Genomic DNA, 23,517 nt, shown 5'->3' with positions numbered 1-23,517 from the left:
AGGCGGTCACCTCACCTCTGGAGGTCGCTCATGTTCCACTCTCCATCAGCCGACGCTTCATTCTCGGACAGCACCCACACGATCTTTCTGGCTCTCGAACTCAGCCGCCGCTCCTGGCTTGTGGCGCTACATGCGCCCGATGCCGCCAAGATCGAGTTGCATCGGCTCCCCGCCGGTGACGGACAGGCGGTGCTCGACCTGCTCGCCCGCATCCAAACCCGTGTGGAACGACGCACCAGCGCAAGCCCGCACGTGTCATGCTGCTACGAGGCCGGCCGCGACGGGTTCTGGCTGCACCGCCTTCTCGAGGCGCACGGCGTCAGCAGCCATGTCATGGACCCAAGTTCTCTGCAGGTTGACCGCCGTGCGCGGCGGGCGAAGACAGACCGCCTGGATGCCCAGGCTCTGCTGCGGGCGCTGATGGCCTGGTCCCGCGGCGAGCCGAAGGTCTGCTCCATGGTCCGCCCGCCGTCGCCGGATGAGGAGGATGCGCGTCGTCCGAGCCGCGAGCGCGCCACGCTGCTGCAGGAGCGCATCCGCCTCGTCAACCGGATCCAGGGGCTGTGCGCCACGCAGGGGATCGCCGACTACGAGCCGCTGCGGCCGGATCGCCGTCGGCGCCTGCCGCAGCTAATCACGGGGGATGGTCGGCCCCTGCCACCGCGACTGTCGGAGGAGATCGCCCATCAGCTCGACTGGCTCGAACTCGTGCTGCGGCAGCTGGCAGAGGTCGAGACGAGGCGCGATGCCGAAGCGGCGGCGGCGAAAGCAGCGACCTCATCCAAGCTCGGGGCCTTGCTGCACGTGAAGAGCATTGGGCCTGAGCTTGCAACTGTCCTCGCCAAGGAGGTGTTCTACCGATGCTTTGCCAGCCGGCGCCACGTGGCCTCCTATGTAGGGCTGACCCCCAGTCCGTTTGCGAGCGGCCGCAGGTCACGCGAGCAGGGCATCACCAAGGCCGGGAATGCCCGCGCCCGCAAGGCGCTGATCGAACTCGCCTGGCTGTGGGTGCGCAACCAACCTGACAGTGCGCTCGCGGGCTGGTTCCGCAGCCGTGTGGGTTCAGCCACCGGTCGGGTCCGACGCATTGCGATTGTGGCGCTCGCCCGCAAGCTGCTGATCCTGCTGTGGCGCTATGTCGAAACAGGCGCCCTTCCGGCCGATGTTGTCGTGAAGCCCTGAACCTCGTTGCGCGCTGGCGCTGGATTGTCAGCGCGTGATGTCTGAGGGGAGCGCGACCGCTTTCGCCCCCTGGCTGGAAGAATGCCGCAAAAAAGAATGGTCGCGCTCACCTTGGAGCCCGTGCCCGTCGCATGCGGGATCATGGTCAGGGCTATGGCCCAACCGGATATAAGGTGATGCGGACGACCGGTTCGCATGAGCGCCATCGGGCTCAACCTCGGAGATCACGGCAACATCTGCGACCAGCACTTGACTGACGTATCGGCCCATATAAGGGGCATCACCCGGCGTCTGAAGGCGGGCTGGCACAGAGGCGATCGGCTGCTGTGCCTCGACTGGACGCTGTTGCGGCTGTTTCCGCCGCTGCGGGCGACCTGGGCGCTCAAGGGCACTCAGGCCACCGTGCCGATCACCGGCCGCAACGCGAAGCGGGTGCTGTTTGGGGCGATCGACCTGCGAAGCGCGCGCCGGGTGGTGCTGATCCGTTCCCACGCCGGTCAGGCCGATGCCCAGGCGTTCCTGCGCGCATTGCGGCGCCGCTACCGCGGCGCCGGCTGGCTCTGGCTGCTGAGCGACCGGGCCAGCGCCCACACCGCCCCGCAGACCCAGGCGCTGGCAGACCGGTTGCGGATCCGCTTCGTGTGGCTGCCCCGGCAGGCACCCGAACTGAGCCCGATGGATCAGCTCTGGCGCGAACTCAAGAGGTTGGTAGCGGCCAACCGGCAGGCCGCATCCATCGATGCCCTGGCCGCCGATGCCGCAGCCTGGGTTCTGGCGCTGACGCCACAACAAGCGTGTCGCAAGGCGGGCATGGCATCCAAACACTTCTGGCTCAGAAAGCTGTTGCAGAACTTTTGGCGACCTACTTAGTGGATTCTCAATACAAAAAGTGGATCGACGTAGTCGGCGACGCCAAGGAGCACGACGAATGTTGTGAAGGTGACGCCAACGAAAAGAGCAACGATCGAAAGAGCCTGCATAATACTACCCCAGCGTGTGGTTCAGATCATGATCTTTCCCATGCCTCGCAGCAATGCTTTCGCCGGTATTAATCCTTCAGGGCGAGCTCATCCGTAACGTTCCGACGCTTGCCCCAGCGCTCAAACTAGCCATGCGCTTTGTAGGGTTTTGGTGGACGTTGCTCAAGTGTCCTGAGCTTCAGCTGGGGCGATCAGCCAAGCTGATAGGATCGTCAGGCCCGCTCTTCTCTCACTCAAGGATGGCGTCGCCGGTGCTCGCGACCGGCTGGGCAAAGATGCAAAGCCAACGAGCAAGTATGTGATGAGGAAGCCGAGAGAGTGCGCTGGATCTCAGCAAGGTTCATGATCTCCTCGTGATGTGAGTGTGACAAAGCTGCCCATCGGGCGGCGTTGGCGATTATCTGTGAATGGCTAGTCTGATGGGCGGAGCCGTGACAACTCGGCACGTGCCCTTGCCACGGAACTGGAAACCGTTGGCTGGGGCACATTTCCTCGCTACCGCATTGGACCTTTGTGAGCTCGTTCCCGTTCAAGCCTCGCGGCCTGACTCCTATGGGACCGCAGACGCCATGGTCGGAGTGGACGTGGTGTTCGGCTCCAGGCCGGGGCGTTTTATTTCAGCGCTAACCCGAATGCTGAGCGTGGCACTTCTGGGATGGCGTGCCCGACCTTCTGAGACGTTGTGAGCCTGCAAGAGCAGCGTATCCTTTAGAGAGTGGCTCTTCTTTTGTTTTGCAAAGGCAAGTCCACTGGCGCCCCGGCGGTAGAGCCGGAAAAAACATGGCCAGGGCGTCCAACCAAACACCAGTTGTTTACCTTGTCGCGTCAGAGTTCTTTCACCGGGCGCGCTGCGTATCAGCTCGACCAAATGCGGGTTGCCCTCTCCCGCAGGAACGCCCTGGCTGAGGCCCAAGACCATACTCGGCCGGGGCGTTTTCTTTTTCGACTCGTATCCTGGAAGCACGCTGGCGCCACGGCTAAGATCAAAGCCTCGGAACCAGGAGTTTGGCTATGCACCAGTGACTGAGATGAAAAGTTTAGGACGGACACTGACAATACTCGTGATAATGGGCGTTGCGGCGCGAGCCACGCGATTACCGAAAGCGAGAAGGCTGCAGTCTTTCAGCTCATGCTAAGCCAGATCCATCGCTGCTTCGTCCCGCCGACTGATCTCCAGCAGACTCCGGTGACAGTTGAAATCTACCTGAAGCCTGATGGGGCGTTGTCCAAGCCTCGGCAGAGTGTCGGGCCACAGGCGGGATCTCAGCGGGGGCAAGTTGCATTTCGAGCGATCCGCCGCTGCGCACCGTTTTATAGCCCTTCGCAATTTGACTCTTCCCATAAGCAATGGAAGCACTTGCAGCTCCGGTTCCTGGTACCCCATGCCGCCTAGAGCCTCACCCAGCAGCCCCAGCATTCTAGCGGCCTTCTCATACTGCTCCGCCATGCGCGGATGCGACGACAGGATCCCCGGTCAGGAGTAGAATAGCCGGAGTAGCGTTTCCTGACACTCTGACGAGCGCCGCCTGCCCATCATTGAGGGAGAGCGGCCTATGTCTCTCAAGCTTGAGTTTCTTGCCGCGATCTGCCTGATCAGTTTCGAGCCATCCACCCAAGCCCATGATCTCTACTCGCCCCTGAAGGACCGATGGGGCAACAGTTGCTGTAACGACCAGGATTGTCGCCCTGTCCCTTACCGGGTGAGGGCGGCCGGGGTGCAAATGCTCGTTCACGGCAATTGGATCGCCGTGCCGGACCACGCGATCCAGTATCGGGCGCTGCCTGGGGATGGGGGTGAAACAGCCGGCGGGCATTGGTGCGGAACATCCGCCTATTGCAGGATGAGACAGTGCGATATTCAACTCTCTGCGCAGTCCTGCCGCCCAACGCGGCAACGCTCACTCGGCTACCTGTTGTTCCTAGTGAAAGTGGCGTCCAACCCGTTCCACAAACCGCTTCAGCGAAATTCGCAGCCGACAATGGAACGCCCCGGCCAAGGGAACTGTAGACACTCAGCCAGGGCGTCCTCCACGCTTGGAGGCAATGGAGCGCTGACTGAGACGCTCGCTGATGCGGAGTTCTGGTACAAGAGCTTTCAGAACTGGCAGAGCGAGGTCCTGCCGATTGCCATGCTCCTCGTGCTCGGCAACTACCTGCGCGAACACGGCTCGCCGGAGTCCAAGCCAGTGGCGTCTCCCCATGCTGCACCTGGGCACTGACGAGCCCAGAGCATGCGGCGATCTGCTAAGTCATGAATAAGCCATGACCCGACATGTGCGCAATAGGCAGCAAGGGCAAGTAAAACTCATGCATGTGACAACACCCTGGACCTCGGCGCTGCCCCGCGCATGGTATGATGGCGCAACTGCTGTTCAGATCCAGTCCAGATCGGGACTACGTCGCTGGCACCGCGGCCTTCATAATGCGGTCTGCTCCGATGTCCTCCGCATCGGCTATGCTTAGCCGTTCGGCCAGAGCATGACGGGCCCGATTGACACGGCTCTTGATCGTGCCGATCGCCACGCCACAGATCTGCGCCGCCTCCTGGTAGTTGATCCCGCCCGCCGCCAGCAGAACGGCCTCACGCTGCTCGACAGGGATCTGCAGGAGAGCTGCCCCGAGATCCTTTAGGTTGACGTACGCGTCTTGCGTTGGAGCCACCGCGAGCCTTGCGGCGTATTGCCCGTCAGGATCTTCCACCTCGCGCCGCCGCTTGCGGTACGCGGTATGGAACTGGTTGCGCAGGATCGTGAACAGCCATGCCTGCATGCTCGTGCCGGGCTGGAACTTGTCCAGGTTGCCGAGGCCCCGCACGAGCGCTTCCTGAACCAGATCGTCCGCCCGATCCACGTCGCCGGTCAGCGAGATCGCGAAGGCGCGCAGGTGTGGAATAGCCTTGAGGATGCCTGCCCTCACATCAAACGAACCAGTCATGAGCTCTCGTCCGACCGTGACTTGTCCAGTTGCTTAAGCAGGTCGAGGAGGTGATCGGGAACCGGCTCGTCTTTGAAGTCATCGTACATGACCCGCAGCCGCTCGCCGATGAGATCCTGGACGACGCGGCTCACCGTTCCACCACCGTGGCCGTTTCCAGTTGGCCCATCGCTGTGGGAGGAGGGCATTTCGCGTCTCCTTTCGTTTGCGGCTCCCCAGTGGAACGCCCAGAACATTAATTTTCCATGAATTGGGAAGTTGCCATCAGCGGGACAAGTTCGGCTCGTCTGGAGGAGAGAGGAATACTTGTCACCAAGTCTGGAGTGTTCCTTGACCTCGACAGTTTCTCGTTCGGTGCCGACAGTTGCCCTAACCATCGAGAGCTGACAGGCGACCAGCCGCTGGCGTGGGGAACCATCCACCGTGGGACCTCATTGCTCTGAGCAGGACATGGAGATCGCAATGCCTGACGAGAAGATCGACCAGAAGCGCCCGGCGCATGCCGAGAGTGAATCCAAGCCAATCCAGCAGCGGCACGTGGATAATGCGGTCGACGACAGCTTCCCCGCCAGTGATCCGCATGCTTGGACCACATCAGCTTCGAAAAGTGTGGCACCCGCATGCGAGCCTGAGGCTTTGAACGCGGTTCCTGTGTCGCCTGGGGAGGGAACTGGCAGCACCACGCAACAGGCGGGCCAAGCCTCCGGTCTCGCTCGTGACATCGACCGGCGTGGCCAGACATCCATGGAGCAGGGACGGCGTTATGTGCCAGAGGCCGAGCGCTTCTATCGCGAGTGCACTCAGGCCATCAGCCGATCTGTGCAAGAGCATCCGCTTACAGCTCTGGTTGTCATCGGTGGTCTCGGTTGCGCGTCGGGCTGGATGCTGGGTCATCGGGTATCGACCTCTGCCGCGACGCGGCAATGGCATCCCGGGTTCAACCGGCGTCCGAGCGAGCCGCACCCCTGGCATCCGTCCCTCCGAGCCGCGCGCCATGCAAAACATTTTCATGCCACCAACGAGGCCGAGGCTGCAAGCCACACAAACAACAGCTTCTGATCCTGTCAGCGCGACTGAGGCCGACCTGAAACCGCTTTGATCCTGGTGGTTCAGTCTCACTGCAGGACGCTGCCTGCTTCCTGTCGCCCAAGCATGGTTTTGCCAGGGAGCTATTGCCTAGTACGCCAGCACTTTTTGTAGGAGAGCGATCAATGCGGTATCTCACACTCGGCGCAGTCCTCGCCTTTACGATGATAGCTCTTCCGGCTCAGGCCCAGGTGCCGGAGGAGGTGGAGTCCTGCCGGCTGGCCGGCCTGGTGGCGCTGAAGGAGCGGTCGTCAGCGATCAAGGACCTGACCTTCGACATCGATGGTCTGGCGATCTCGAAGGCGAACACGAAGGTCGAAGACACCCCGGTCCGGATGGTGATCATGGGCGACGCCTATCTGCAGCGCGAGAAGACCGACAAGCCCAACCGCTTCGTCTGCCTGATCGGCGAGAAGGGCAAGGTCCTGCTGACCTTTTTCACCGAGCAATAGGCATAGCAGGGTTGGTCTGAGCCGGTACCAAACTCAGCCAGCCGTCGTGCAATGCACCTCCAGTACTGACGTGGTACCGGCCCAAGCCTCAGAAACCGTTCCGCTTCGGTAAGCTCCCGTCGCGAAGCATCCCTCATAGTAAATGCTGCGACAGGTCCGACCACCATCCATAATGGTGCGCTCTCCAGATTGACAGAAATGACACCCGGAGCGCACCATTCCTGTCTCGGGTGCATAAGGATGGTCATCATGGACAGTTTCGACCACATCCTGAACTGGAAGCTGAAACGGGGCTCGCACACCTTTCCTGGACAAGATGGCGGAACGTGTATCAATGAAGCGGCCATTGTGGCTGCTGGGTTCCCCTATCAAGCCGTGCGTTCCGTTCACGACATGCCGAAGTGTTTCTCCCGGCCGATCTGCGCACTGGCGATGCAGCTGAACGATGAGGCCTCGGACGACGAGCGGCAGCAACTGCTGCCCTTCGTCACCCGTCTGGCCTGTGCCGACACGCGGGAGGTGGAGTGGGAGCGGGAGGCTTACATCACCGCGCGCCTGCGCTGGCGGCTGCCGTTCCAAGAGGGCATGAGAGTTCTTGAGGAAGCGCTGGCGATTGGGCGGCAAGCGGACCTGTCTATACCAGACGAAGTGCGGACCAGGATGGAGGCTGTCCAGGCTAGAGCGACCATTCTCACGTCCGTTCCCGATACACCTCTCTTTGTGAAGATCAAGAAATGGTTCGGCACGAAAGAGCCGGCGTCTGCGGGCTGACTCCTCAACGAGTGAGTTCTAAAGGCGGGGAGGTTCAGGAGGCGGCATGACGGTGCCCTGGGACGAACAGGGCAAAGAGGTGCTGACGCGCCTTTGGCTTGCCGGAGAGACGGCCCGCATGATTGCGGAGAAGCTTGGTCGGGGCGTCACGCGCAATGCCGTGATCGGAAAGGCTCACCGCCTCGGGCTCACGGGCAAGCATGGCAGTAAGAGTCTCAAGTGGGCTCGGGCATTCCGCCCGAAAGGGAGTGATCAGCAACGCTGGCGCAAGCCCAAGACCCGTGCACGCTGATCATTAGGAGCAAAATGGTTCGAAGCGAGCCATCAGGCCGCCGCGCCGAGTGACGTTGGGCGCCGTGTTGCCGCCTGTATGAGCGGACGCTTAGGTTCTACGGCATGTTCTGACGCGTTGCTCATGGCAAGCTATAAAATGTCCCAGCAAGCGTGATCCGGGCCGACGCTGTTTCTAACGGGAAAGCACACAGAGGCGAACAGATTAAGGCACCACTTGGCGCGTAAAATCTTCACCCTAAACTTCACATGCGCATCCCAGGCAATCCCGAGCGCAACAAGCGAGGCCCATGCCAAGAAGGTGGCGGCGGTCGACAACAGTTGTCCGTAATCCCCAACCGCCACGCCCTTTCTCCAGATGCAAAGGAGCCGGGAGCCCCCTCTCGGGGTTAATGCCGAAAGGCCTAGAAACGTCGCGTTCACACGGCAATAACCTGTCTAACCGATATCTCCTGCTGGACTTCAACGGTGCTCCCATGAACGAACATGGCGAAGACTGGCGCTCGAAACTCGAAGAGGAGGCCAGCCCCGCCGGCGTGCTGCCGGACGATCTCGCCCATGCCCGGGAACCCGGCCGGGGACGGGAGGCGAATACCCCGGGGGAAATCCCGGCCCGCGGGTGGAAGGACATCCTCTGGCGTGTGCTCTGGGGGATCTCGGAAGATCGTATCCTATCGACCTCAGGTGGGGTCGCCTTCTTTGCCTTGCTGGCTGTCTTTCCGGCGATTGCCACAATCGTGTCGCTCTACGGGCTCTTTGCCGACACCAGCACGATCAGAGGCCACCTGTCCCTCCTCGCCGGCATTCTGCCTGGCGGTGTTCTGGAACTCATCGGTGAGCAGATATCGCTGATCGCCACCCAGGACAGCGACACCCTAAGCGTCGCCTTTGTTGTCGGTTTTTTGGTGGCGCTCTCGAGCGCAAACTCGGGGGTTGCCGCCCTCTTCGACGCCCTGAATGTCGTCTACGGCGAGAAGGAAAAGCGCAGCCTACTGCGCTTCTACGCCACAACGTTCCTGCTCACCCTGGGCATGATCGGCTTCGTTATCTTGGCCATCAGCGCGGTGGTGGTTGCCCCCGTGGTGCTCACCTTCATAGGTTTCGGGACCCCAGCCGAACGGCTCCTGGCCATCCTGCGCTGGCCAGTTCTTCTCGTAATTGTGGGCGTGTGGCTTGCGGTCATCTACCGCTACGGCCCAAGCCGCCGCGACCCGAAGTGGCGCTGGGTGACCTGGGGCAGCGTTACGGCTGCTGTGCTCTGGCTTGCCGCTTCGATGTTGTTCTCTTGGTACGTGGCCAACTTCGACAGCTACAACAAAACCTATGGTTCACTCGGAGCTGGCGTCGGCTTCATGGTGTGGATTTGGCTGTCGGTGGTGATTGTTCTGCTTGGAGCCGACCTCAATGCCGAGATGGAGCATCAGACGGCCAAGGACACCACCGAAGGGGCGCCGAAGCCGCTGGGCGCTCGCGGCGCCAACATGGCGGATCATGTGGGTGCGTCGCACGCGTGACGCACGCGGGAACGTAAACTGTGGCATGTTCAAATGGGTGGAGTGGGGTGCCTGCTTGAAGCGAATGAGAGCAGGGGGCGGGTCATGCAAGTAAAACTAATTTATGCTTTGGGCCGTCCTCGCTCCCAATTGACACTCGCGCTGATGGTGCTCCTGTCTGGTCCGGCGCATGCGCAGGGAAGTTCCGCATCGAGTCCATTCGAATGGTTTGCCAGGGTATGGTCAGGCAGTGGCACAATCGCGCTGTCAAATGGCAGAACCGAGCGTCTGCGCTGCGAGGCAGCCTATGCGGTGGCGTCCGCCGGCAGCAGCCTGCGGCAGAATTTGAGCTGCAGGAGCGACAACTATGTCTTTGAGTTCCGGACAGAGGTGGATTACGAGGGTGGTAGGATTGCAGGCTGGTACTGTCAAGTTGACATGAGACGACGACGTTGCCGCTGGAACTTCCATCAAACCAGTCCGCATCAGCCTACCAAGGTAGCGCCGGGGTGATGTCACGGTAACCTTTAAGCAGAAACTGGTGGCCTAAGACCAGCGGCGTGACCAAGCCCGTCAGCTACAAGCGCCATCGGTTCCCGTCCCAGATCATCGCCCATGCGGTTTGGTTGTACGTACGCTTCCCTCTGAGCCTGCGACTGGTCGAGGAGATGCTGCTCGAGTGGGGAATCGTTGTTTCGTTTGAGACGATCCGGCGATGGGGAAAGAAGTTCGGCCCCGGCGACATGCCCTTGGTGACCCTAGAGCAGGCACCGGTGGCAGAAGCGGCATAAAAGACAAAAGGGCGGTCATGTCGACCGCCCTTTTACTCTGCCTGGTAGCTTACAAGATTATTACCAGCCGCCGTAATAGCCCGGCCCATAGTAGGGTCGGTCATAGCCGTAATCATAGGTTCTGACGACCCGACGCGGACGATAAACAGGGCGCGGCTCTTCATAATAGCGCACAACACGCCGCTCCCGGTAAACCGGTCTGGCGTAGTATCCGTCGTCATAGCCATAGCGGTACGCCGTGACCGGTGCGGCATAGCCATAAGCGCCTGGAGCCGCATAGGCTTGAGACGCAGCCCCAGCGACGATGGCTCCAGCGGCCAGACCCACGACACCGGCCGCGACTGCAGTTCCGGCTCCACGTCTGGAACGAGCCTCGGCATCGGATGCCGAGAAGCTGCCGAGGGCCAGGACGCCTGCTGCGGCAAGAATTGCGACCTTACGCATCTGAAGTCTCCAGAACAGTTCAAAGCCTGATAACGCAAAACTCCAATTGAGGATGATTACATCACCCTCACGCTGAATGTTGTCTGAACCAAAGTTCCCTGTTCTGTTCAGTAACAGATCGGCGCAGCGCCAAGGGAAGGGTGGTGGGGGCGCTGCGCCCGGTCCGGTATTTCTTATCGTGAAGCATTAATCGTAAGGTGCAGTCCATGTCGGGCATTGGGTGAACCCGACAGCCCGTTGAATGGCATTGTCACGGAGAATTCCACCTGATCAGGAGGCTCCTTCCCGCTTGGCTCATGGCTCCCAATCCCTTGTCGCCCATATCATCACACTGGATTCAAGATCTCTGTTCCGGACTAGTACTGCTCCCGGTGCTTTGCCAAGGGTTACAAAAGCAATGCTGGTGAAGATGAACTGAAGGATTATTTTGGACACGCAGGCCACCGTTGGTACGCAACCGAAGGGGTGCGTTTTGGCCTCAAGCGGTGAATCAAACCTTTCTGGAACAAGGAAAATATCGCCTTCGCCGGCCGGAACCTTTTTGGGCTTGTCCTACCGCCTTGCGCAGATAGATGAACTTGGACGTCGCCCACATTTAGAACGGGGATCGATCCTCACCGGATTAAATGCCCCACTGATGGTTCACGGCAGCCCGCGATGTGGACAGCCGAATTACTTAAGGATCTGCCGCGGGGACGAGACATGCTCCGTTTGACCAGATCGAGCACGCTTCTTCTCAATTGGAAGGGCATAGCGCCCGCCCTAGAAATTCTCAGGTCAAGACCAGCCTGCGGAAAAGTGAGGTCCTCCGGGGGCAGTTTTTTGCCGCACAGCTCCTCTGAAACCTCATTCCTTCACCATGAGTTCGGTCTGCGGCAAGTGACAGAAGAGCCGGTGAACGGCGATGGAGAATAGTCGATGAGCGCGAACAAAAGCCGACGGCAGAGCCGAGCGGGGAAGCCAAGCGCGCCAAACCTACCACGTCATGTCATCGAGCATATCGGACAGGTGCTGCGAAATCGCTATCGAGAGGACCTTCTCGTCCCTGTCCCCCGTGAGATGCTTACGGTGCTGGAGCCGACAAGTCGGAGCAGTTCTCGAATGTCATCAGAACAGAACGAGTGAGATCTCCATGAGGTCCGACGAGGAGCCCGGGATCGGAGTACCGCTTTGCCCGTCCCGGGGCTCGCCGACAGCCGTCGGTGCAAGGCAGCTGAGATGAGACTGTGCCGATCGTCCAAGGAGCACGAGCGGCGCGAATGGGGCGTGGCAGGGTGGCGCACTCGCCTCATCTCCTGAGCAATTTAAGAAAGCATTAACCATGGTGGCAGAATATCGGCACGCCCTCCACCCATTGCGTGATGCCCCGGAAATGCTTGCCTCAGCTACTGTTCTTGTCGTCGAGAATGATCCTGTTACCCGTGAGCTGCTGGAGACCATTCTCCAAACCGCCGGCTGTCAGGTCTTAGCCGTTCCCAATGGGAACGCAGGGCTCCTGTCGCTCTGTCAGCAGCAGGCTCAGATTGATTGGCTTGTGACGAGAGTCAGGCTTCCCGGACTGGTGGATGGATGGCTTCTCGCTGACGAGTATCACCGGCACAACCCAGACCGGCCGGTGATCCTGCTGTCCGAGACCATCTCAGATGCTGAGTGTCCCTCGGTAGACGCCGTTTTCGTGCCGCCGCATGCTCCAATGAGGGTGCTCGAGGTGTTGAAAGGTTTGGCTGGTGCTAAACTGATCCCGGTAGTCTCGCACGAGCTGCAGCGCGCGGCCTAGACCCGAACCGGCCGCCATAACCAAAACGCCCTAACCGGTAAGTCCCCGGCACGCTCCTGAACAAGAAGGTCGAAGGCTCGTCCCAGTGTACCTCCAGCAGACGCTCATCCGACACCTGACTAATGATGAGAGAGAGCATCAAGCGGAATTGCATGCACCGCTCGACCTTCAGCATCGACAATCTCCAGCCTCCAACCCTGCCACTCATCCGAGTTCAAAGGATTTTGGGCGCGTAGCTCCTCGACGGCTTCCATGGCCGAAATGACGGCTGCCTGGAGACTGGATGCCTCGATGCCCTCTTCGTCGCGGATCATGTCGTCGCCATTGGTGAGGTTGAAGTAGTAGCGTGCCGGCACCGACAGACTTGGCGCGGAAATATCCGGAGAACTGGCCGACGGGTCGGTTTTGCTGAGGCCTTCAGCTAGCGCCTGCTTGCCATTGGTAAGAGGGGTCATGGCTTAAATGCCTCATTGAATTGCCGGAAATGAAAGGCTTTTGAGATCCACCCAGCCTGTGCAGGTTGGGATCTCAGGGACAAGGTACGCGCGGTCCCCATCGACCTGCTCAACTCGACATGGCTGCGTTGCACGGATCGGCTGGTGAACGGACTGAGCCCATCTGGATCTTTGGTTAAGTGGTGCGGATAGACTTCGGGCGTCCAAGCTCGAGCATGCGGTTCAAGGCACGGACAGCGATCGCAATCTCAGTCGCACGACGCCGGTCCGTCCGCGAGCGCAGCGTATCCCCGATCACTCGTTTGAAGCGGCTTATGAACGACTCCACCAGAGCCCGACGAGTGTACCCGGAGCGCTTCTGCCAGCCCATGCGTCCATGCTCGGCGATGCTTTGGAGATGTCGGTCGCGCTGGGTTGGAGCGGTCTCCCCATCCTCGCTCAGCACTGCCGTTGATCGGGGTGGAACGATGACTTCAGCATCAGGGTAGTGCTTGCCGACGGTGCCGTAGACACCCGCTTGATCGTAGCTCCATCACCGGTGAAGGACGCAAGTGGACCTGCGATCTGGTCGAGCAAGGGCTCAACCTGCGAGCCATCATCTACATCGTTGCTCGTCAGCTCTGAGGCGAGGATCTGCCCGGTCTCAGCATTGACGCCGATATGCAGCTTGCGCCAGGACCGGCGTCTTTTGGTGCCGTGTTTCTCGATCAACCACTCGCCGGGTCCACAGAGCTGCAGGCCTGTGCTGTCCACCAGCAGGTGAACCGGCCCTCTGGAGGGCCGACATGGTATTGGCACCTCCAACGTCTCGGCGCGGCGGCTCAAGGTCGAATGATCCGGGATAGCGAGACCAATGCCGAGGAGCTTCAGAATCGAGCCGATCAGGCCTTCGGTCTGACGCAGTGCCAGCCGGAATACCGCCCGCAGCGTCAGGGCCGTCTTGATGGCCAGAACCGAATAGCGGGATTGACCGCCTCGGGTCGTACGGGGCTCGGCATTCCAGGCTGCGATCGCTTCTTCGGTAAACCACACCGTCAGGCTTCCGCGCTGGCGCAGGGCAGCATCGTACTCCGCCCAGTTCGTCACCCGGTACCGCTGCTTGGGGATGTGATGACGGCGGGCGGCATTGGCCTTGAAGGGCATAAAAGGGATCTTTGCTCGGACACCAGACAGGCCTCTATGCTACCCCGCCCCGGTTACCAAACCCCATCCATGCAACAAGGCGCTGGGTTTCCCTATCCCCGGAAGTGAAAACCCTTGAAAGTGTTTTCAAGTAATTGCCGACCGGCTGAGGCTCTTATCGAAATTGGCCGAATGTCGGCTCACCCAGAGAACACCAGACGTTCATGAAAGGCAGGGGTTCCTAGCTTAACCCACAGCGGACCTTGTGGGTGGAATGTTACGGGTCGCGCCGGAAAATAGGCTTTGGCTTTTCATCTGTACTAAGAGTTTGACGGTCGTTGCTACATCAGGCAAGTGGAGGCCTATTCATGCTATGAGATGATTATCGTCAGCCGTTAACCTGCATCATCCGGTGCAATCTCGAGAGGGAGTACAGGCACGAGAACTGGCTGATGTGAAGACGGTCAGTTATTCGCCGCTTCAGAAATAGTAAGGCCCCAACAAGGCCCCACCCACAAGCGAAAGCATGATGAATAGGAATATCGCAAGGATCACGAAGCGCATCAGGCAGCCGCCCAGCGCCGCTCCCACCGGTGGGGCTTCCGGAGTGGTGTAAGTTGTTCCTCTGGACATACGGCCAGCCCGCGAAGCCGCCCTCAGGATCTCCAGCATTCTTGCCGTACGGAAGTCGCGCACTGAGGCGCGTTCATCTTCTGCTTCAACCTCCTCCGGGGCAGGAGATGTGTCCCGCTCTCTGCGGCCCCACGGCGTGGCACTTGTCTTCGGCGGTGAAGGTGGAGAACCAGAGCGCGTAGGCGAAGGAGCGGTAGTTGTTGTTCTCGGCCGAGAAGGAGTAGGAGGCGAAACTGGCCTTGCTGGCAGACGGACCGGATCGCCGAATATTGAGCCGCAGTGTGGACATGCGGATGCATCCAGCCAGAGACCGGGCTTGTGGTTCGTGCAGTAGTACCGAACTTGCGCCTCGTGACATGCATCGCATTCACCAGGCGTCACCGTCGAGGTGCCGCAGTTCGGGCAACGCAAAATTACGCCAGTCATCGATGCGGTTCCTGAGTCGTTTTACTATCGAGGCTGCCGAGATCAGGCTCCGGATACACCTCACGGATCATCTCGGCCGGGATGTGCAGCCGATACACTCGGGGAAGGGCACCTTCGACGAATTGCGCTATGGTGGGAGCGCGCTCGTAGAAGCCGAAGTTCTCGCGGCTGAGGCGACGGGAGAGCGCCACGATCGTCAGTACCGGATGAGACCCATAAGCCGGATAGGTGGCGTATCTCTCTTCGACATGATCATGGCCGCGCACCATGTGAGTGACCGGGCGCCCCAAACCGGCACTCACGGAGCAGAAAGCGGCAAAGTCCTCATACCCGAACTGGCTCCCACGCGAGAAGCGGTTCGGAAGCTTCTTGCGGGCTTTCGGATGGGCCCTGGTCCATACGAAATCAGACAAGCACAACGGGTCGTTCCATTCGCCTGTTTCGGCAAGCCTCGGATGCAGATCGACAAGCGGGAAGCCCCCATGGGCGATGAGCAGACCGTCGGGGAAGAAGAGCGCGCGCGGAGCACGCGCGAACAGCCGTACAGCAAGTTTTCCGGCCCGTTCGATCCATTCATGCGCGAGGTTGGCGTTGAGGAAATCCGCAAAGTCGGATGGCGCCACGCTCGAAGCAAACCGCACGCCATCATAGGTCAACGCCTCGTCGTGGTTACCCGCTATGACACACACGCGATCCGGCGCATCCGTGATCAACTCGAACACACGCAGAAGGACTTCGAGTCCAAACCCTTCATCGTCGAAGAGATCGCCCAGAAATACGATCCGAGGCTTTTCGTCGCCGGTTTGCGAAGCCAGATCGCGCATCGCCGCCAAGGCGGCCTCAAGCGCCAGAAGATCGCCATGCAAGTCGCCGACGATCCACAGCGGGGTCGCGGCATCCATGGCTAAAATCCGGATCACCCTGTCGGCAGGATCGACGCGGTCGTTGTCGAACAGCATGCCCGGTCCGTCGGCTCTGTCGAGCAGCGCCTCCATCCGCTCCACCATTGACCGTATGTTGGCGCGAATGAATGCCGGATCGACCGCATTGCGGACGGCCTGCCAATCCAGGTCATCCACCTCCACGACCTGCAAGGCATTTTGCACCATGGGAGCGGCTGGAGCCGCGTCCGAAGGTGGGCTGCCCGCGTCAGGCGGAGGATCGCCCGTCGATGGCGGGGTAGCCTCCGATGTACTCGCAACGCCTGCGGCCGGAGCATCCTCGGTCAATGGTTCAGAGGCACGAGCATCCGAGACAAGCGAATCAGCGGGTTGTGCAGGATCCTGCGGGTCAAGTTCATCCTTTTTAAGATCCGCTGCGGTTGAAGTTGCCTCTGGCTTGTCCGGCTCCTCGCGCGGCGGGTCGGGCTCGGGCTTTTCAGATCCGCTGGGCAGGTTCATTTCAGCGCACGCACCGTGAGGGGCATCTTAATGATGCCTTTGGCCTGGCGTCCGACCGCGATCCGATCACCCTGCCTGAGCAGACGGGGAGCCGTGAGTGCCGTGCCATTCACGAGAGTTTCGTTGGTCGTCCCCGCAACAGGCGATAGCACCCATTGCTGTCCGGAGTGACGTTCCAGAACACATTGACGGTTGTCCCAGAACTCGCTGTCCGGTCCAAATTGCCGCACCAGAGTTTTCCCGAGTTCTGTCCTTACGCCGATCTGCAGCGTGCGGCCGTCCGGGCCCAGCAACTCAATCCTGTCGGACAGGATCAACTCGGCGGCAGCGCGAGGAGCACTACCGGCCGAAGCCGGCGCCGATGTCCTCGCAGAGCCCGCTTCGGAGGTGGACGGCTTCGCGCCACGCCCGCTCAGAACGGCCCGTAGTTCCGCAGCTGTCGGTCTGGAGGCGGGATTCGGTGAGAGGCAGCGGTGCAGGAAAGAGCTGACCTCGGCATTGCCCGCCGGTGACGGCATCAACCCGGCGAGTGCTGGTGGCTTGGCTGCATAGCTCTGCACGAGCTTCGCGTACTCGGCCTGATCATCAGTCCAATAGGGATGGTAACCTGCGAGAAGTTCGTAAAGCATCAACCCACAGGTAAAGACGTCGGATGCAAGTCCCGGCACGGCCCCTCGGGTCATGTGGTCGGGAGAACGGTAGTTATCGGTACCGACATACCCCTGATGCCCATGCCAGGGAGCACGGCTGTCCGCCAGGAGCGAGAAGTCCATGTCGATCAATTTAAGCTGGTAACCGGAGCTGATCGTCGGGTCCTGGATCAGATACGCATTCGCCGGCTTCAGATCGGCATGGACGATCTTGGACTCGTGGAGCGCTGCCATTCCGGTCATGAAGACCTTGGCCCAGGTGACGTGACGCGCCCAGACTGCAGAGTCGCGGGTGGCGGGCGTCTTCGTTCGGCGATGCTGCTCGCGCTCCTCATCGAGCATCTGCTGCAGGTCTGCTCCGTTCTCCACGAACTCGAAGGCCTGGAAGTAGCAAGGCCCACCCCAGACGTCCTCGAAGGCATCCACTTGGCGCACCGCGAACTGAGCCGCCCGCCCGTTCCGGACGCGGGCTCCGAGCTCGTTCTGGTAGGCGACGAACGCTTTGTACCAAACGACGGTCGGCGCGGGGGACTTGTACTGCTTCAGAAAGATCTTCTCTCCTGTCGGCCCTTCCGCTCCATAGGAAATCGCCATCATGCCCGGCCCGAAGACCTTCGTAACGCGGTATTGCCGGATCTGATCGCCGACTTTCAGCTTCTTGGCCATGGCTTGCGCTCAGCGTGCCAGAGGCGGAGCGTCTACAGCGCCACGGTCGCTGCCGACCGCGACACGCTGGCGGCCAGCTGCTTCAGGGTATTGCGGAAATTGACCAGGTCCGATGTAAATTTCTGCAGCGCTTCCTGCGGGTTCAATCCTTCGTATTCCACGACCTCCCATTCCGACTTGTCGATTTGGCTCAGTCGGTCATAGCCCTCGAAGTTGGGGGCGAAGAGGCTGAGGATGATGCGATTGGCCATGACAAGGTTTGCGACATCCTGGAGCGAGCCACCCTTCGCCTCGGGAAGGCTCATGGTTTCCTTGAACGACGCATCAGTGAAGACGATGACAACACGGGCCGCATCGCTCCTGTAGCGCCATTTTGATGGGTCCTCGGTCTGCGAGCCCTTTGGGACCGCCTCCATGGAGGCGACCATGTAGAGAGCGTCGAGGAGCGATTCCGGCTCGTCGCCGCCACCGTTTGCCTGCAAGGTGCCGAGTTGCACCTTGAGGGCGCCGGCGTCACGCACAAAAGAGTTGTCGACGATCCAGGGCAGGCCCTCGGCCTGAGCAGCCTCAATGTCGCGATATCCGACAACCTTGCCGCGCCAATCCCTGACAGGAGCGGCGTTGTTGGCATCGCCCTGGCTCAGGGAATCGATGAAGGCCTCGATGTTTCTGCGGAGCGCGTCAATGCAGGGAGACATGCTGCCGCTGACATCGACGAGGAACACGATATCGGCCACGCCTTTGGTCTTCGGACGCTCCTGCACGTTTGACGGAGCGGCCACATCAGCAGGCGCGCTTTCTGCAGGAGTTGCCGCCGCTGATGCATCCGGGGTGAATGCCGACGGATCGGTCGGCGTTCCGAGCGCCGTTCCCGTCGGGCTTGTCGCATCCGCCGAAGATGGGCTCCCAGGTGTTTCCGGAGTAGGCTGGTCGGAATGCTCCATATCGCTCATGCGTCCGCTCCACTTGGTGCAATTCTATTCCGGGCCGGGTGACCCGAGCTATCCGACAACAGGGTGGCCAGATCGAAGTTCCTTAATTACGCTTCAGGTGCTCTAGCTGAGGTTAAGCGGCGTGTAGCCGAGCAACTCATCCTGATCAAGCGGATGAGGCAGCAAGTCTGGGACACCACCCTTGCCGAGGGTTCCTTCGAAGCCTGGAGCAGGCCTTTGAGCAGCGGCATGTCCATCGGCGGCTCATTCTGGATGCCCTCGCTCGAGGCTGAACCGCTTGTCAAAACGGAGCTTCTGTGAATTACGCGCGATTGGGCTTGAGGCGTTCAGCTCGTGGGCTTGCGTAGGATCGGTTCGTTCTCAACAGGTCGGGCCGTGCTTGTGTCAACCTCGAGCACCTCGGCGCCCCGCTGCTTGCCGCGATCATCCTCAATCCTAACCCGCAGTGTGGTACCACGCGGGATCCAGAGATAGCCGGCCCCTTGAATACCGACATGTGCAAGAACGCGCCTCCACCGCGCCACGAAGCCAAATTGTTTGACCACGTCAAACCAAGCGACCGTTCCAGTCACAGTTATTCCGCCGCTTCCGGGAGCGGCATCGCCAGGAATGCTCATGCTCGCCAAAGCAACTTCATAGTGCCTGCCCCATAAAGCGTTTTCTCGGAATTCGCAGTATCGGTCCTATACGTTGTCGGCTGGTTGCGTTTCGGCAACCGTCACACGGGCGAGTTCTTCCCGGATCACATAGGCCATCTTCGAGCCGATCCCGACAAAGCGTTCAAGCCGATCGGCAACAGCCTTGAGTTGGTCGAGTGAGGTGATGCCTTCATCATGCAGGCTGTTCCATGCAGCAAGCGGTAACTGGAGACCTCTGATGTGACCTTCCCAGCGCTTACGGTAATAGTTTGGCATGAGGTGCTCCTCGGCCAACAGGCGAGATGACACGGATCTCTCGATCACCGACGCCTGAACCATCCATGCCGGCGATCAACGTCAACCGCTTCAAGACCCTTTTCTGTTCAGAGCTGCTTTCGCAGAGCGATCCCTTCCAGAAAGGGCAACTCTGCGAACTTCGCGGGTTGGTTCTCGCCCTTTCGCGTGCGAGCCACCAGCCGGGAGACCATAGCGCGGATATGAGCCCTCACCCGAGCGGCCTGAGCCTCTTTGACCAGGACCATAGTGTTCCTTGAATCGGCCATCGAAGCTTTCTTGCTCTGAGTCAGTGTCATAACGTTCCTGTAAAGTTTAAGTTCCACTTAGTGAAAATATTTTGTGGCATCTTAAAATAATGTCATTGTCTAAGCGTTATAAAACCGCAGATTAGTAATTACATATGTTAATGACATTTGAGATTTAACTCAGTAATACATCTTCCCGGTTCCATCTGCCCCTACGGAGCCGTTCCTAGAGCGCCCTCTTTACAGACGGGCGCTCTTTTTTGCGGCGAGGCTGCTTCCGTATTCCATACACGGCCATCGGAAGTTCGCTTCCGGTTTCCGCCCCTCGCACTCCTCAATCTCCGCATAACGGGGCCTCGCCGCTCAGCTCCTCCAAGGAAAAGCGAAGCCGGAGCAAACCCTGTCCGGCGGCATCGGTGACCTCCATGCGCCAATCTGAGCCCGTCCTGGATTTGATGCCGTTTCCCCGAATGATCTCACCTGCAGTCTGGACGGCTTCCTGGCGGGCTTCCTCAAGCCCTGAAAGCTCGATTCCCTCGGTGTCGGGATGGGCATGCCCGTTGAAGGCATGAAAGAAATACCCGAGGCATGGGGTGCTCCTCTGCCAACAGGCGGGAGCACACGGATCTCTCAAGCGTCGGTGCCTGGATCAGTCATACCGACGATATTGAATCAACGCCCTGAAACTGGCTTCGTTCAGATCGCCCTGAGGATCAGCAGCGTCGAGGCTGACGACCTCACAGCCCTCGCCATCGGGAGGGAGGCACGCTCCCTCGCGAACGTCGAAAGATAGCAGGCCATGCGGCTCAACTGGACCGTTTCCTTATGGTCCCATGCCTTGCGCAAGGCGCGTTCAGGCCTAATACTTTGGGCATCGCCGGCATGGAGGCCTCGGGCGCTGGCGGCTGAGAGACCCGCGCTCCCGCCTGATCATCAGGGAGGCTGTCTTGGACGCCATTCATCCACAGACCACCGCGCTGATCCGCAAGCTGGAGAGCATCGCCCCGCTCGCGCCGGAGGAGAAGGCCGCCCTGCTGCGCCTGCCACTGCGGCTGAAAACCGTCGCGGCGGATCAGGACATCGTCCGGGAGGGCGATACCCCCTCCGAGTGCTGCCTTGTGGTCGAGGGTTTCGCCTGCCGCTACAACACGACCGCCGAGGGCAAACGGCAGATCCTGTCGTTTCACATCAGCGGCGACATCCCCGACCTGCAAAGCCTGCACCTGAGCGTGATGGATCACAACCTCGGCACGCTGGTGCCGTCCAAGCTCGCTTTCATTCAGCATGACGACCTGCGCAGCCTGATGCGCAACTACCCTCGTCTCGGCGACCTGTTCTGGCGCGACACCCTCATCGATGCGGCGATCTTCCGCCAATGGATCGTGGGGCTCGGGCGGCGCGAGGCGCATGGTCGGATCGCCCATCTCCTGTGCGAAGTGCTGGTGCGGTTGAGAGCGGTCGAGCTGGCCGAGGACCACGCCTTTACCCTGCCGGTGACCCAAGCAGAGCTGGCCGGTGCGCTCGGGATCTCGACGGTGCACGTCAACCGGGTGCTGCAGGAACTCCGCGCTGAAAACCTGATTGCTTGGCGTGGGAACACTCTGAAGGTGCTGGACTGGGAGGGCTTGCAGAAGGCGGGCGAGTTCGATCCGACCTACCTGCATCTGGTCAAGCACGAGGCCCTCTGATCGGGATCAAGGGGTTCACCGGAAACACGCGGGTCATCTCGACGACGCTTGGCCAGGCCGCATTGCGACCCGTCCATGAAGGCCTTCCGCGACCATGGCGCTGTGTGGTCATCCATGGCCCCGCTCGCAATTAGGGATGAAGAGCCTACATAAAGGTCATCGGCAGCCAAGCGTTCAGGCTGTTGCCGACTGAGAGATGCGAGTGCTCCCGCCTTTAGGCAAAGGAGCACCCCATGCCTCGCTGCTTCTTTGACTCGCATGACAGCGAGACGCCCTCGGAGGATCACACGGGATCGAATGCGATGGGGGTCGAGGCGGCCCGCGTCGAGGCCCAGAGCACCTTGGCGGCCTAGGCTGCACCAAGAGCGGCCTGCGTGCCACGGAGCCGGTTTTCCAGCATCCCTGCGCGGCGGCAGCGGGTGACCTTCTGACTTGTAGCCCGCGGGCCTCTCGCGGTTGGAGGACGAACCCATGAAGAAACCAAACGATGCCGCTCAGGCTATCCTTGATGGGATTGCCGCCAGAGCGGCGGCTCACAAGGTGAGACCTGCCGAAGCCCGAGCTGAACTCAAAGAGTGCCGCTTCTGCGGCAAACTCTACCTTGAGCCTTGTGACAACCGCGAAAAATCCCTGGCATGTGGCAACACCAAACTCTGACTGAGTGCGGCCCGGTCCAGTAGAATCCTGCCCTTGTGCAATGTAAGATGACTTTCAACCTGGTGCCACAAACAGGTCTGCACCTGAAGGTGCTGGACAGCAGCGTCAGTACCCTCACCCAATGCCGGGTGGGGTTCATTACCCATGAGGACCTGCACGACCTCTGCGAGCGCCATCCACGCCTCGCCGCAGCCTTCTGGCGCGAGACCCTCATCGATGGATGCATCGATCTTTCCGGAACGAGTGATGAATATCGGACGCCGCGAAGCCTACCAGCGCATAGCGCATGTGCTGTGCGGGGTGCTGGTGCGCCTCAGAGCCGTTGGTCTGGCAGAGGACTATAGCTGTGCCCTGCCCATCATCCAAGGCGAGTTCGCGGATGCAATGGGTATCACGCCGGTGCACGTCAACCGGGTTCTCCAGCAGATGCGGGCTGACGGTCTGATCGAGTTGAGCGGCGACCGGCTGACCGTTCCTGAATCGGACAAGTCGAAGGAAGTGGGCGCGTTCACCCCGCGCTACCTGCACCTTGAGAGCAATCAGACTGCCGCATGACCTTCACCCTTCAGCCCATGCGTGTTGCCACTGGCAGCGATGAAGAGGGCATGCTGGTCCTCGATGGCAAGCAACGGCTGGTGGCGGTACTGACCCACCTTGGCCAGCGGCATGACAGCATATTAGGTCACTTGTATCTGAAAGCAGGCTATGGTCGGCTGGATGGTCCCAACCACCCCACCTTTTGCCACGCTGGACGCAGCCCAGGACTGGATCGGCCAGCGCCTCGCCCATTGAGCCTGATCGCGCTAATCTTCACTTTCCTGTTCGGGAATCCGCACCGACAAAGGTTTATTCTTCCGGCCCGGGGAGGGGCTGTGCGAGGCCGCCCACAGCACCAATGCCGCTGTGCATCCGTCTGATCTTTATGGCCGTCGGGAGAACCGGAGAACCTTGCTCAACCGTGACCGTATCGAGCGGGACCATGGCAGGCTTTGCCGTCTCGCCTAGCATCTCCTGCACCATGGTGATCAGAGCAGAAGGCGCATAGGGCTTGGGCAGGAATCGCTTGCCCTTCGGGAGGTCTCCCACACCGGGCCGGGCCAGTCCTGATGTGACAATGACCTTGATCCCCGGGAACCGCATGTCCACGATGCGAGCCAGCGCAAAGCCGTTCAGCGACCCCGGCATGTTGACATCCGTGAAGACCAGGCGCACGTCGTGCCGGCTTTCGAGCATGATCAGGGCCTCGTCCGCGTTGACAGCTTCAATGACCCTGTAGCCCGCGTCGTCGGTCAGGATGTCCCCTGCAAGCATTCGTAGCAATGTTTCATCCTCAACGACGAGGATGACGGGAGGCCTGTTCTCGGTGGTGTTCATGAAATGCGCCCATTTTCTCTCTGCACTCAGTCAAGAGTGCTGGGGCGCTCGGGCTGTGTGGCGTCATGCCAAAGCCTGCCGGGAGAATCCGGCGACTGAAAACACTGTATAG

The 23,517-nt window shown here is 60.4% G+C and carries 24 protein-coding genes and 2 pseudogenes; 14 read left to right on the top strand and 12 right to left on the bottom strand.

What is annotated here, in order from left to right; all coding sequences use genetic code 11:
* Positions 1–30: 30 nt before the first annotated feature.
* From BB934_RS03905 to BB934_RS50845, 3 genes are all read left to right on the top strand, one after another.
* On the top strand, positions 31–1,182 hold the full coding sequence (locus tag BB934_RS03905) for an IS110 family RNA-guided transposase (protein WP_099508187.1): 1,152 nt from the start codon (positions 31–33) through the stop codon (positions 1,180–1,182).
* 195 nt (positions 1,183–1,377) lie between these two features.
* Positions 1,378–2,052 carry a transposase gene (locus BB934_RS03900; RefSeq protein WP_237050176.1) on the top strand — a complete coding sequence of 225 codons (675 nt, stop codon included), beginning with the start codon at positions 1,378–1,380 and terminating at the stop codon, positions 2,050–2,052.
* A gap of 2,089 nt (positions 2,053–4,141) precedes the next feature.
* Positions 4,142–4,381: a DUF6766 family protein gene (locus BB934_RS50845; protein ID WP_157934020.1), complete on the top strand. Its 240-nt coding sequence runs from the start codon at positions 4,142–4,144 to the stop codon at positions 4,379–4,381.
* Positions 4,382–4,556: 175 nt separating this feature from the next.
* Here BB934_RS50845 and BB934_RS03885 read toward each other — a convergent pair whose 3' ends face one another.
* Together BB934_RS03885 and BB934_RS03880 are read right to left on the bottom strand one after the other, a co-directional pair.
* On the bottom strand, positions 4,557–5,096 hold the full coding sequence (locus BB934_RS03885) for a sigma-70 family RNA polymerase sigma factor (protein ID WP_173909416.1): 540 nt from the start codon (positions 5,094–5,096) through the stop codon (positions 4,557–4,559).
* Positions 5,093–5,284, bottom strand: a complete 192-nt coding sequence (locus BB934_RS03880; RefSeq protein WP_099508451.1) for a NepR family anti-sigma factor — start codon at positions 5,282–5,284, stop codon at positions 5,093–5,095. The genes BB934_RS03885 and BB934_RS03880 overlap by 4 nt, the downstream gene beginning before the upstream one ends.
* Before the next feature lie 274 nt (positions 5,285–5,558).
* Here BB934_RS03880 and BB934_RS03875 point away from each other — a divergent pair, with 274 nt between their 5' ends.
* The 6 genes and pseudogenes from BB934_RS03875 to BB934_RS03845 all read left to right on the top strand — a co-directional run.
* A complete protein-coding gene (locus BB934_RS03875; RefSeq protein ID WP_157934019.1) occupies positions 5,559–6,155 on the top strand; it encodes a hypothetical protein in 597 nt (198 codons plus the stop codon).
* Positions 6,156–6,307: 152 nt separating this feature from the next.
* On the top strand, positions 6,308–6,634 hold the full coding sequence (locus BB934_RS03870; protein WP_099508449.1) for a hypothetical protein: 327 nt from the start codon (positions 6,308–6,310) through the stop codon (positions 6,632–6,634).
* 249 nt (positions 6,635–6,883) lie between these two features.
* Positions 6,884–7,405, top strand: a complete 522-nt coding sequence (locus BB934_RS03865; protein WP_099512615.1) for a hypothetical protein — start codon at positions 6,884–6,886, stop codon at positions 7,403–7,405.
* A 46-nt stretch (positions 7,406–7,451) separates the two neighbouring features.
* Entirely contained in the window at positions 7,452–7,697 is a 246-nt protein-coding gene (locus tag BB934_RS50440) for a GcrA family cell cycle regulator (protein ID WP_099508448.1), read from the top strand.
* Between the two features lie 475 nt (positions 7,698–8,172).
* Positions 8,173–9,210 carry a YihY/virulence factor BrkB family protein gene (locus tag BB934_RS03850; RefSeq protein WP_099512614.1) on the top strand — a complete coding sequence of 346 codons (1,038 nt, stop codon included), beginning with the start codon at positions 8,173–8,175 and terminating at the stop codon, positions 9,208–9,210.
* A gap of 539 nt (positions 9,211–9,749) precedes the next feature.
* Positions 9,750–9,923 (top strand): annotated as a pseudogene (locus tag BB934_RS03845) (IS6 family transposase); the annotation flags it as partial.
* 117 nt (positions 9,924–10,040) lie between these two features.
* Here the strand turns inward: BB934_RS03845 and BB934_RS03840 are convergent.
* On the bottom strand, positions 10,041–10,424 hold the full coding sequence (locus BB934_RS03840) for a hypothetical protein (protein ID WP_099508446.1): 384 nt from the start codon (positions 10,422–10,424) through the stop codon (positions 10,041–10,043).
* Positions 10,425–11,745: 1,321 nt separating this feature from the next.
* Between BB934_RS03840 and BB934_RS03835 the strand changes: the two genes are divergently transcribed.
* Positions 11,746–12,201 (top strand): response regulator, encoded by a 456-nt coding sequence (locus BB934_RS03835; RefSeq protein WP_237050175.1) that lies wholly within the window; start codon positions 11,746–11,748, stop codon positions 12,199–12,201.
* 119 nt (positions 12,202–12,320) lie between these two features.
* On the opposite strand, the gene BB934_RS03830 is transcribed toward BB934_RS03835, so the two are convergent.
* From BB934_RS03830 to BB934_RS03790, 7 genes and pseudogenes are all read right to left on the bottom strand, one after another.
* Positions 12,321–12,656: a DUF6894 family protein gene (locus tag BB934_RS03830; protein ID WP_099508444.1), complete on the bottom strand. Its 336-nt coding sequence runs from the start codon at positions 12,654–12,656 to the stop codon at positions 12,321–12,323.
* Between the two features lie 175 nt (positions 12,657–12,831).
* Positions 12,832–13,799, bottom strand: a pseudogene (locus BB934_RS03825) (IS5 family transposase).
* Between the two features lie 697 nt (positions 13,800–14,496).
* Positions 14,497–14,700 carry a hypothetical protein gene (locus BB934_RS03815; protein WP_099508442.1) on the bottom strand — a complete coding sequence of 68 codons (204 nt, stop codon included), beginning with the start codon at positions 14,698–14,700 and terminating at the stop codon, positions 14,497–14,499.
* 133 nt (positions 14,701–14,833) lie between these two features.
* On the bottom strand, positions 14,834–15,946 hold the full coding sequence (locus BB934_RS03810) for a metallophosphoesterase (RefSeq protein ID WP_157934018.1): 1,113 nt from the start codon (positions 15,944–15,946) through the stop codon (positions 14,834–14,836).
* A 287-nt stretch (positions 15,947–16,233) separates the two neighbouring features.
* Positions 16,234–17,553 carry a protein kinase domain-containing protein gene (locus BB934_RS03805; protein ID WP_099508440.1) on the bottom strand — a complete coding sequence of 440 codons (1,320 nt, stop codon included), beginning with the start codon at positions 17,551–17,553 and terminating at the stop codon, positions 16,234–16,236.
* A 32-nt stretch (positions 17,554–17,585) separates the two neighbouring features.
* The gene (locus BB934_RS03800; protein ID WP_099508439.1) at positions 17,586–18,506 is read right to left on the bottom strand and encodes a vWA domain-containing protein; all 921 of its coding nucleotides are present in this window, start codon (positions 18,504–18,506) and stop codon (positions 17,586–17,588) included.
* A gap of 683 nt (positions 18,507–19,189) precedes the next feature.
* A complete protein-coding gene (locus BB934_RS03790; protein ID WP_157934017.1) occupies positions 19,190–19,420 on the bottom strand; it encodes a hypothetical protein in 231 nt (76 codons plus the stop codon).
* Positions 19,421–19,485: 65 nt separating this feature from the next.
* On the opposite strand from BB934_RS03790, the gene BB934_RS48805 reads away from it, so the two are divergent.
* Complete coding sequence (locus tag BB934_RS48805; protein WP_157934016.1) at positions 19,486–19,698, top strand: hypothetical protein; 213 nt, start codon at positions 19,486–19,488, stop codon at positions 19,696–19,698.
* A gap of 322 nt (positions 19,699–20,020) precedes the next feature.
* Here the strand turns inward: BB934_RS48805 and BB934_RS50840 are convergent, their stop codons facing one another.
* Positions 20,021–20,320: a DUF6894 family protein gene (locus tag BB934_RS50840; protein WP_099508435.1), complete on the bottom strand. Its 300-nt coding sequence runs from the start codon at positions 20,318–20,320 to the stop codon at positions 20,021–20,023.
* Positions 20,321–20,633: 313 nt separating this feature from the next.
* On the opposite strand from BB934_RS50840, the gene BB934_RS03775 reads away from it, so the two are divergent.
* From BB934_RS03775 to BB934_RS03770, 3 genes are all read left to right on the top strand, one after another.
* Positions 20,634–21,374: a Crp/Fnr family transcriptional regulator gene (locus BB934_RS03775; protein WP_099508434.1), complete on the top strand. Its 741-nt coding sequence runs from the start codon at positions 20,634–20,636 to the stop codon at positions 21,372–21,374.
* Between the two features lie 471 nt (positions 21,375–21,845).
* Complete coding sequence (locus tag BB934_RS46845) at positions 21,846–22,031, top strand: hypothetical protein (protein ID WP_157934015.1); 186 nt, start codon at positions 21,846–21,848, stop codon at positions 22,029–22,031.
* 216 nt (positions 22,032–22,247) lie between these two features.
* The gene (locus BB934_RS03770) at positions 22,248–22,586 is read left to right on the top strand and encodes a Crp/Fnr family transcriptional regulator (RefSeq protein WP_210422133.1); all 339 of its coding nucleotides are present in this window, start codon (positions 22,248–22,250) and stop codon (positions 22,584–22,586) included.
* Between the two features lie 291 nt (positions 22,587–22,877).
* Here the strand turns inward: BB934_RS03770 and BB934_RS03760 are convergent, their stop codons facing one another.
* Entirely contained in the window at positions 22,878–23,405 is a 528-nt protein-coding gene (locus BB934_RS03760; RefSeq protein ID WP_099508433.1) for a response regulator, read from the bottom strand.
* Positions 23,406–23,517 lie beyond the last annotated feature (112 nt).

The organism is Microvirga ossetica, assembly GCF_002741015.1.
GTDB classification, from domain to species: Bacteria; Pseudomonadota; Alphaproteobacteria; order Rhizobiales; family Beijerinckiaceae; genus Microvirga; species Microvirga ossetica.
Note: the sequence above shows the minus strand (reverse complement) of the source record. Positions and strands in the feature narration are given on the sequence as shown.

Bases quoted from the DNA above. Each gene is read 5' to 3' on its own strand.
- BB934_RS03905 (WP_099508187.1), top strand. From the start codon at position 31: ATGTTCCACTCTCCATCAGCCGACGCTTCATTCTCGGACAGCACCCAC.
- BB934_RS03900 (WP_237050176.1), top strand. From the start codon at position 1,378: ATGAGCGCCATCGGGCTCAACCTCGGAGATCACGGCAACATCTGCGAC.
- BB934_RS50845 (WP_157934020.1), top strand. From the start codon at position 4,142: ATGGAACGCCCCGGCCAAGGGAACTGTAGACACTCAGCCAGGGCGTCC.
- BB934_RS03885 (WP_173909416.1), bottom strand. From the start codon at position 5,096: ATGACTGGTTCGTTTGATGTGAGGGCAGGCATCCTCAAGGCTATTCCA.
- BB934_RS03880 (WP_099508451.1), bottom strand. From the start codon at position 5,284: ATGCCCTCCTCCCACAGCGATGGGCCAACTGGAAACGGCCACGGTGGT.
- BB934_RS03875 (WP_157934019.1), top strand. From the start codon at position 5,559: ATGCCTGACGAGAAGATCGACCAGAAGCGCCCGGCGCATGCCGAGAGT.
- BB934_RS03870 (WP_099508449.1), top strand. From the start codon at position 6,308: ATGCGGTATCTCACACTCGGCGCAGTCCTCGCCTTTACGATGATAGCT.
- BB934_RS03865 (WP_099512615.1), top strand. From the start codon at position 6,884: ATGGACAGTTTCGACCACATCCTGAACTGGAAGCTGAAACGGGGCTCG.
- BB934_RS50440 (WP_099508448.1), top strand. From the start codon at position 7,452: ATGACGGTGCCCTGGGACGAACAGGGCAAAGAGGTGCTGACGCGCCTT.
- BB934_RS03850 (WP_099512614.1), top strand. From the start codon at position 8,173: ATGAACGAACATGGCGAAGACTGGCGCTCGAAACTCGAAGAGGAGGCC.
- BB934_RS03840 (WP_099508446.1), bottom strand. From the start codon at position 10,424: ATGCGTAAGGTCGCAATTCTTGCCGCAGCAGGCGTCCTGGCCCTCGGC.
- BB934_RS03835 (WP_237050175.1), top strand. From the start codon at position 11,746: ATGGTGGCAGAATATCGGCACGCCCTCCACCCATTGCGTGATGCCCCG.
- BB934_RS03830 (WP_099508444.1), bottom strand. From the start codon at position 12,656: ATGACCCCTCTTACCAATGGCAAGCAGGCGCTAGCTGAAGGCCTCAGC.
- BB934_RS03815 (WP_099508442.1), bottom strand. From the start codon at position 14,700: ATGTCCACACTGCGGCTCAATATTCGGCGATCCGGTCCGTCTGCCAGC.
- BB934_RS03810 (WP_157934018.1), bottom strand. From the start codon at position 15,946: ATGGTGCAAAATGCCTTGCAGGTCGTGGAGGTGGATGACCTGGATTGG.
- BB934_RS03805 (WP_099508440.1), bottom strand. From the start codon at position 17,553: ATGGCCAAGAAGCTGAAAGTCGGCGATCAGATCCGGCAATACCGCGTT.
- BB934_RS03800 (WP_099508439.1), bottom strand. From the start codon at position 18,506: ATGAGCGATATGGAGCATTCCGACCAGCCTACTCCGGAAACACCTGGG.
- BB934_RS03790 (WP_157934017.1), bottom strand. From the start codon at position 19,420: ATGCCAAACTATTACCGTAAGCGCTGGGAAGGTCACATCAGAGGTCTC.
- BB934_RS48805 (WP_157934016.1), top strand. From the start codon at position 19,486: ATGCCGGCGATCAACGTCAACCGCTTCAAGACCCTTTTCTGTTCAGAG.
- BB934_RS46845 (WP_157934015.1), top strand. From the start codon at position 21,846: ATGAAGAAACCAAACGATGCCGCTCAGGCTATCCTTGATGGGATTGCC.
- BB934_RS03770 (WP_210422133.1), top strand. From the start codon at position 22,248: ATGGATGCATCGATCTTTCCGGAACGAGTGATGAATATCGGACGCCGC.
- BB934_RS03760 (WP_099508433.1), bottom strand. From the start codon at position 23,405: ATGAACACCACCGAGAACAGGCCTCCCGTCATCCTCGTCGTTGAGGAT.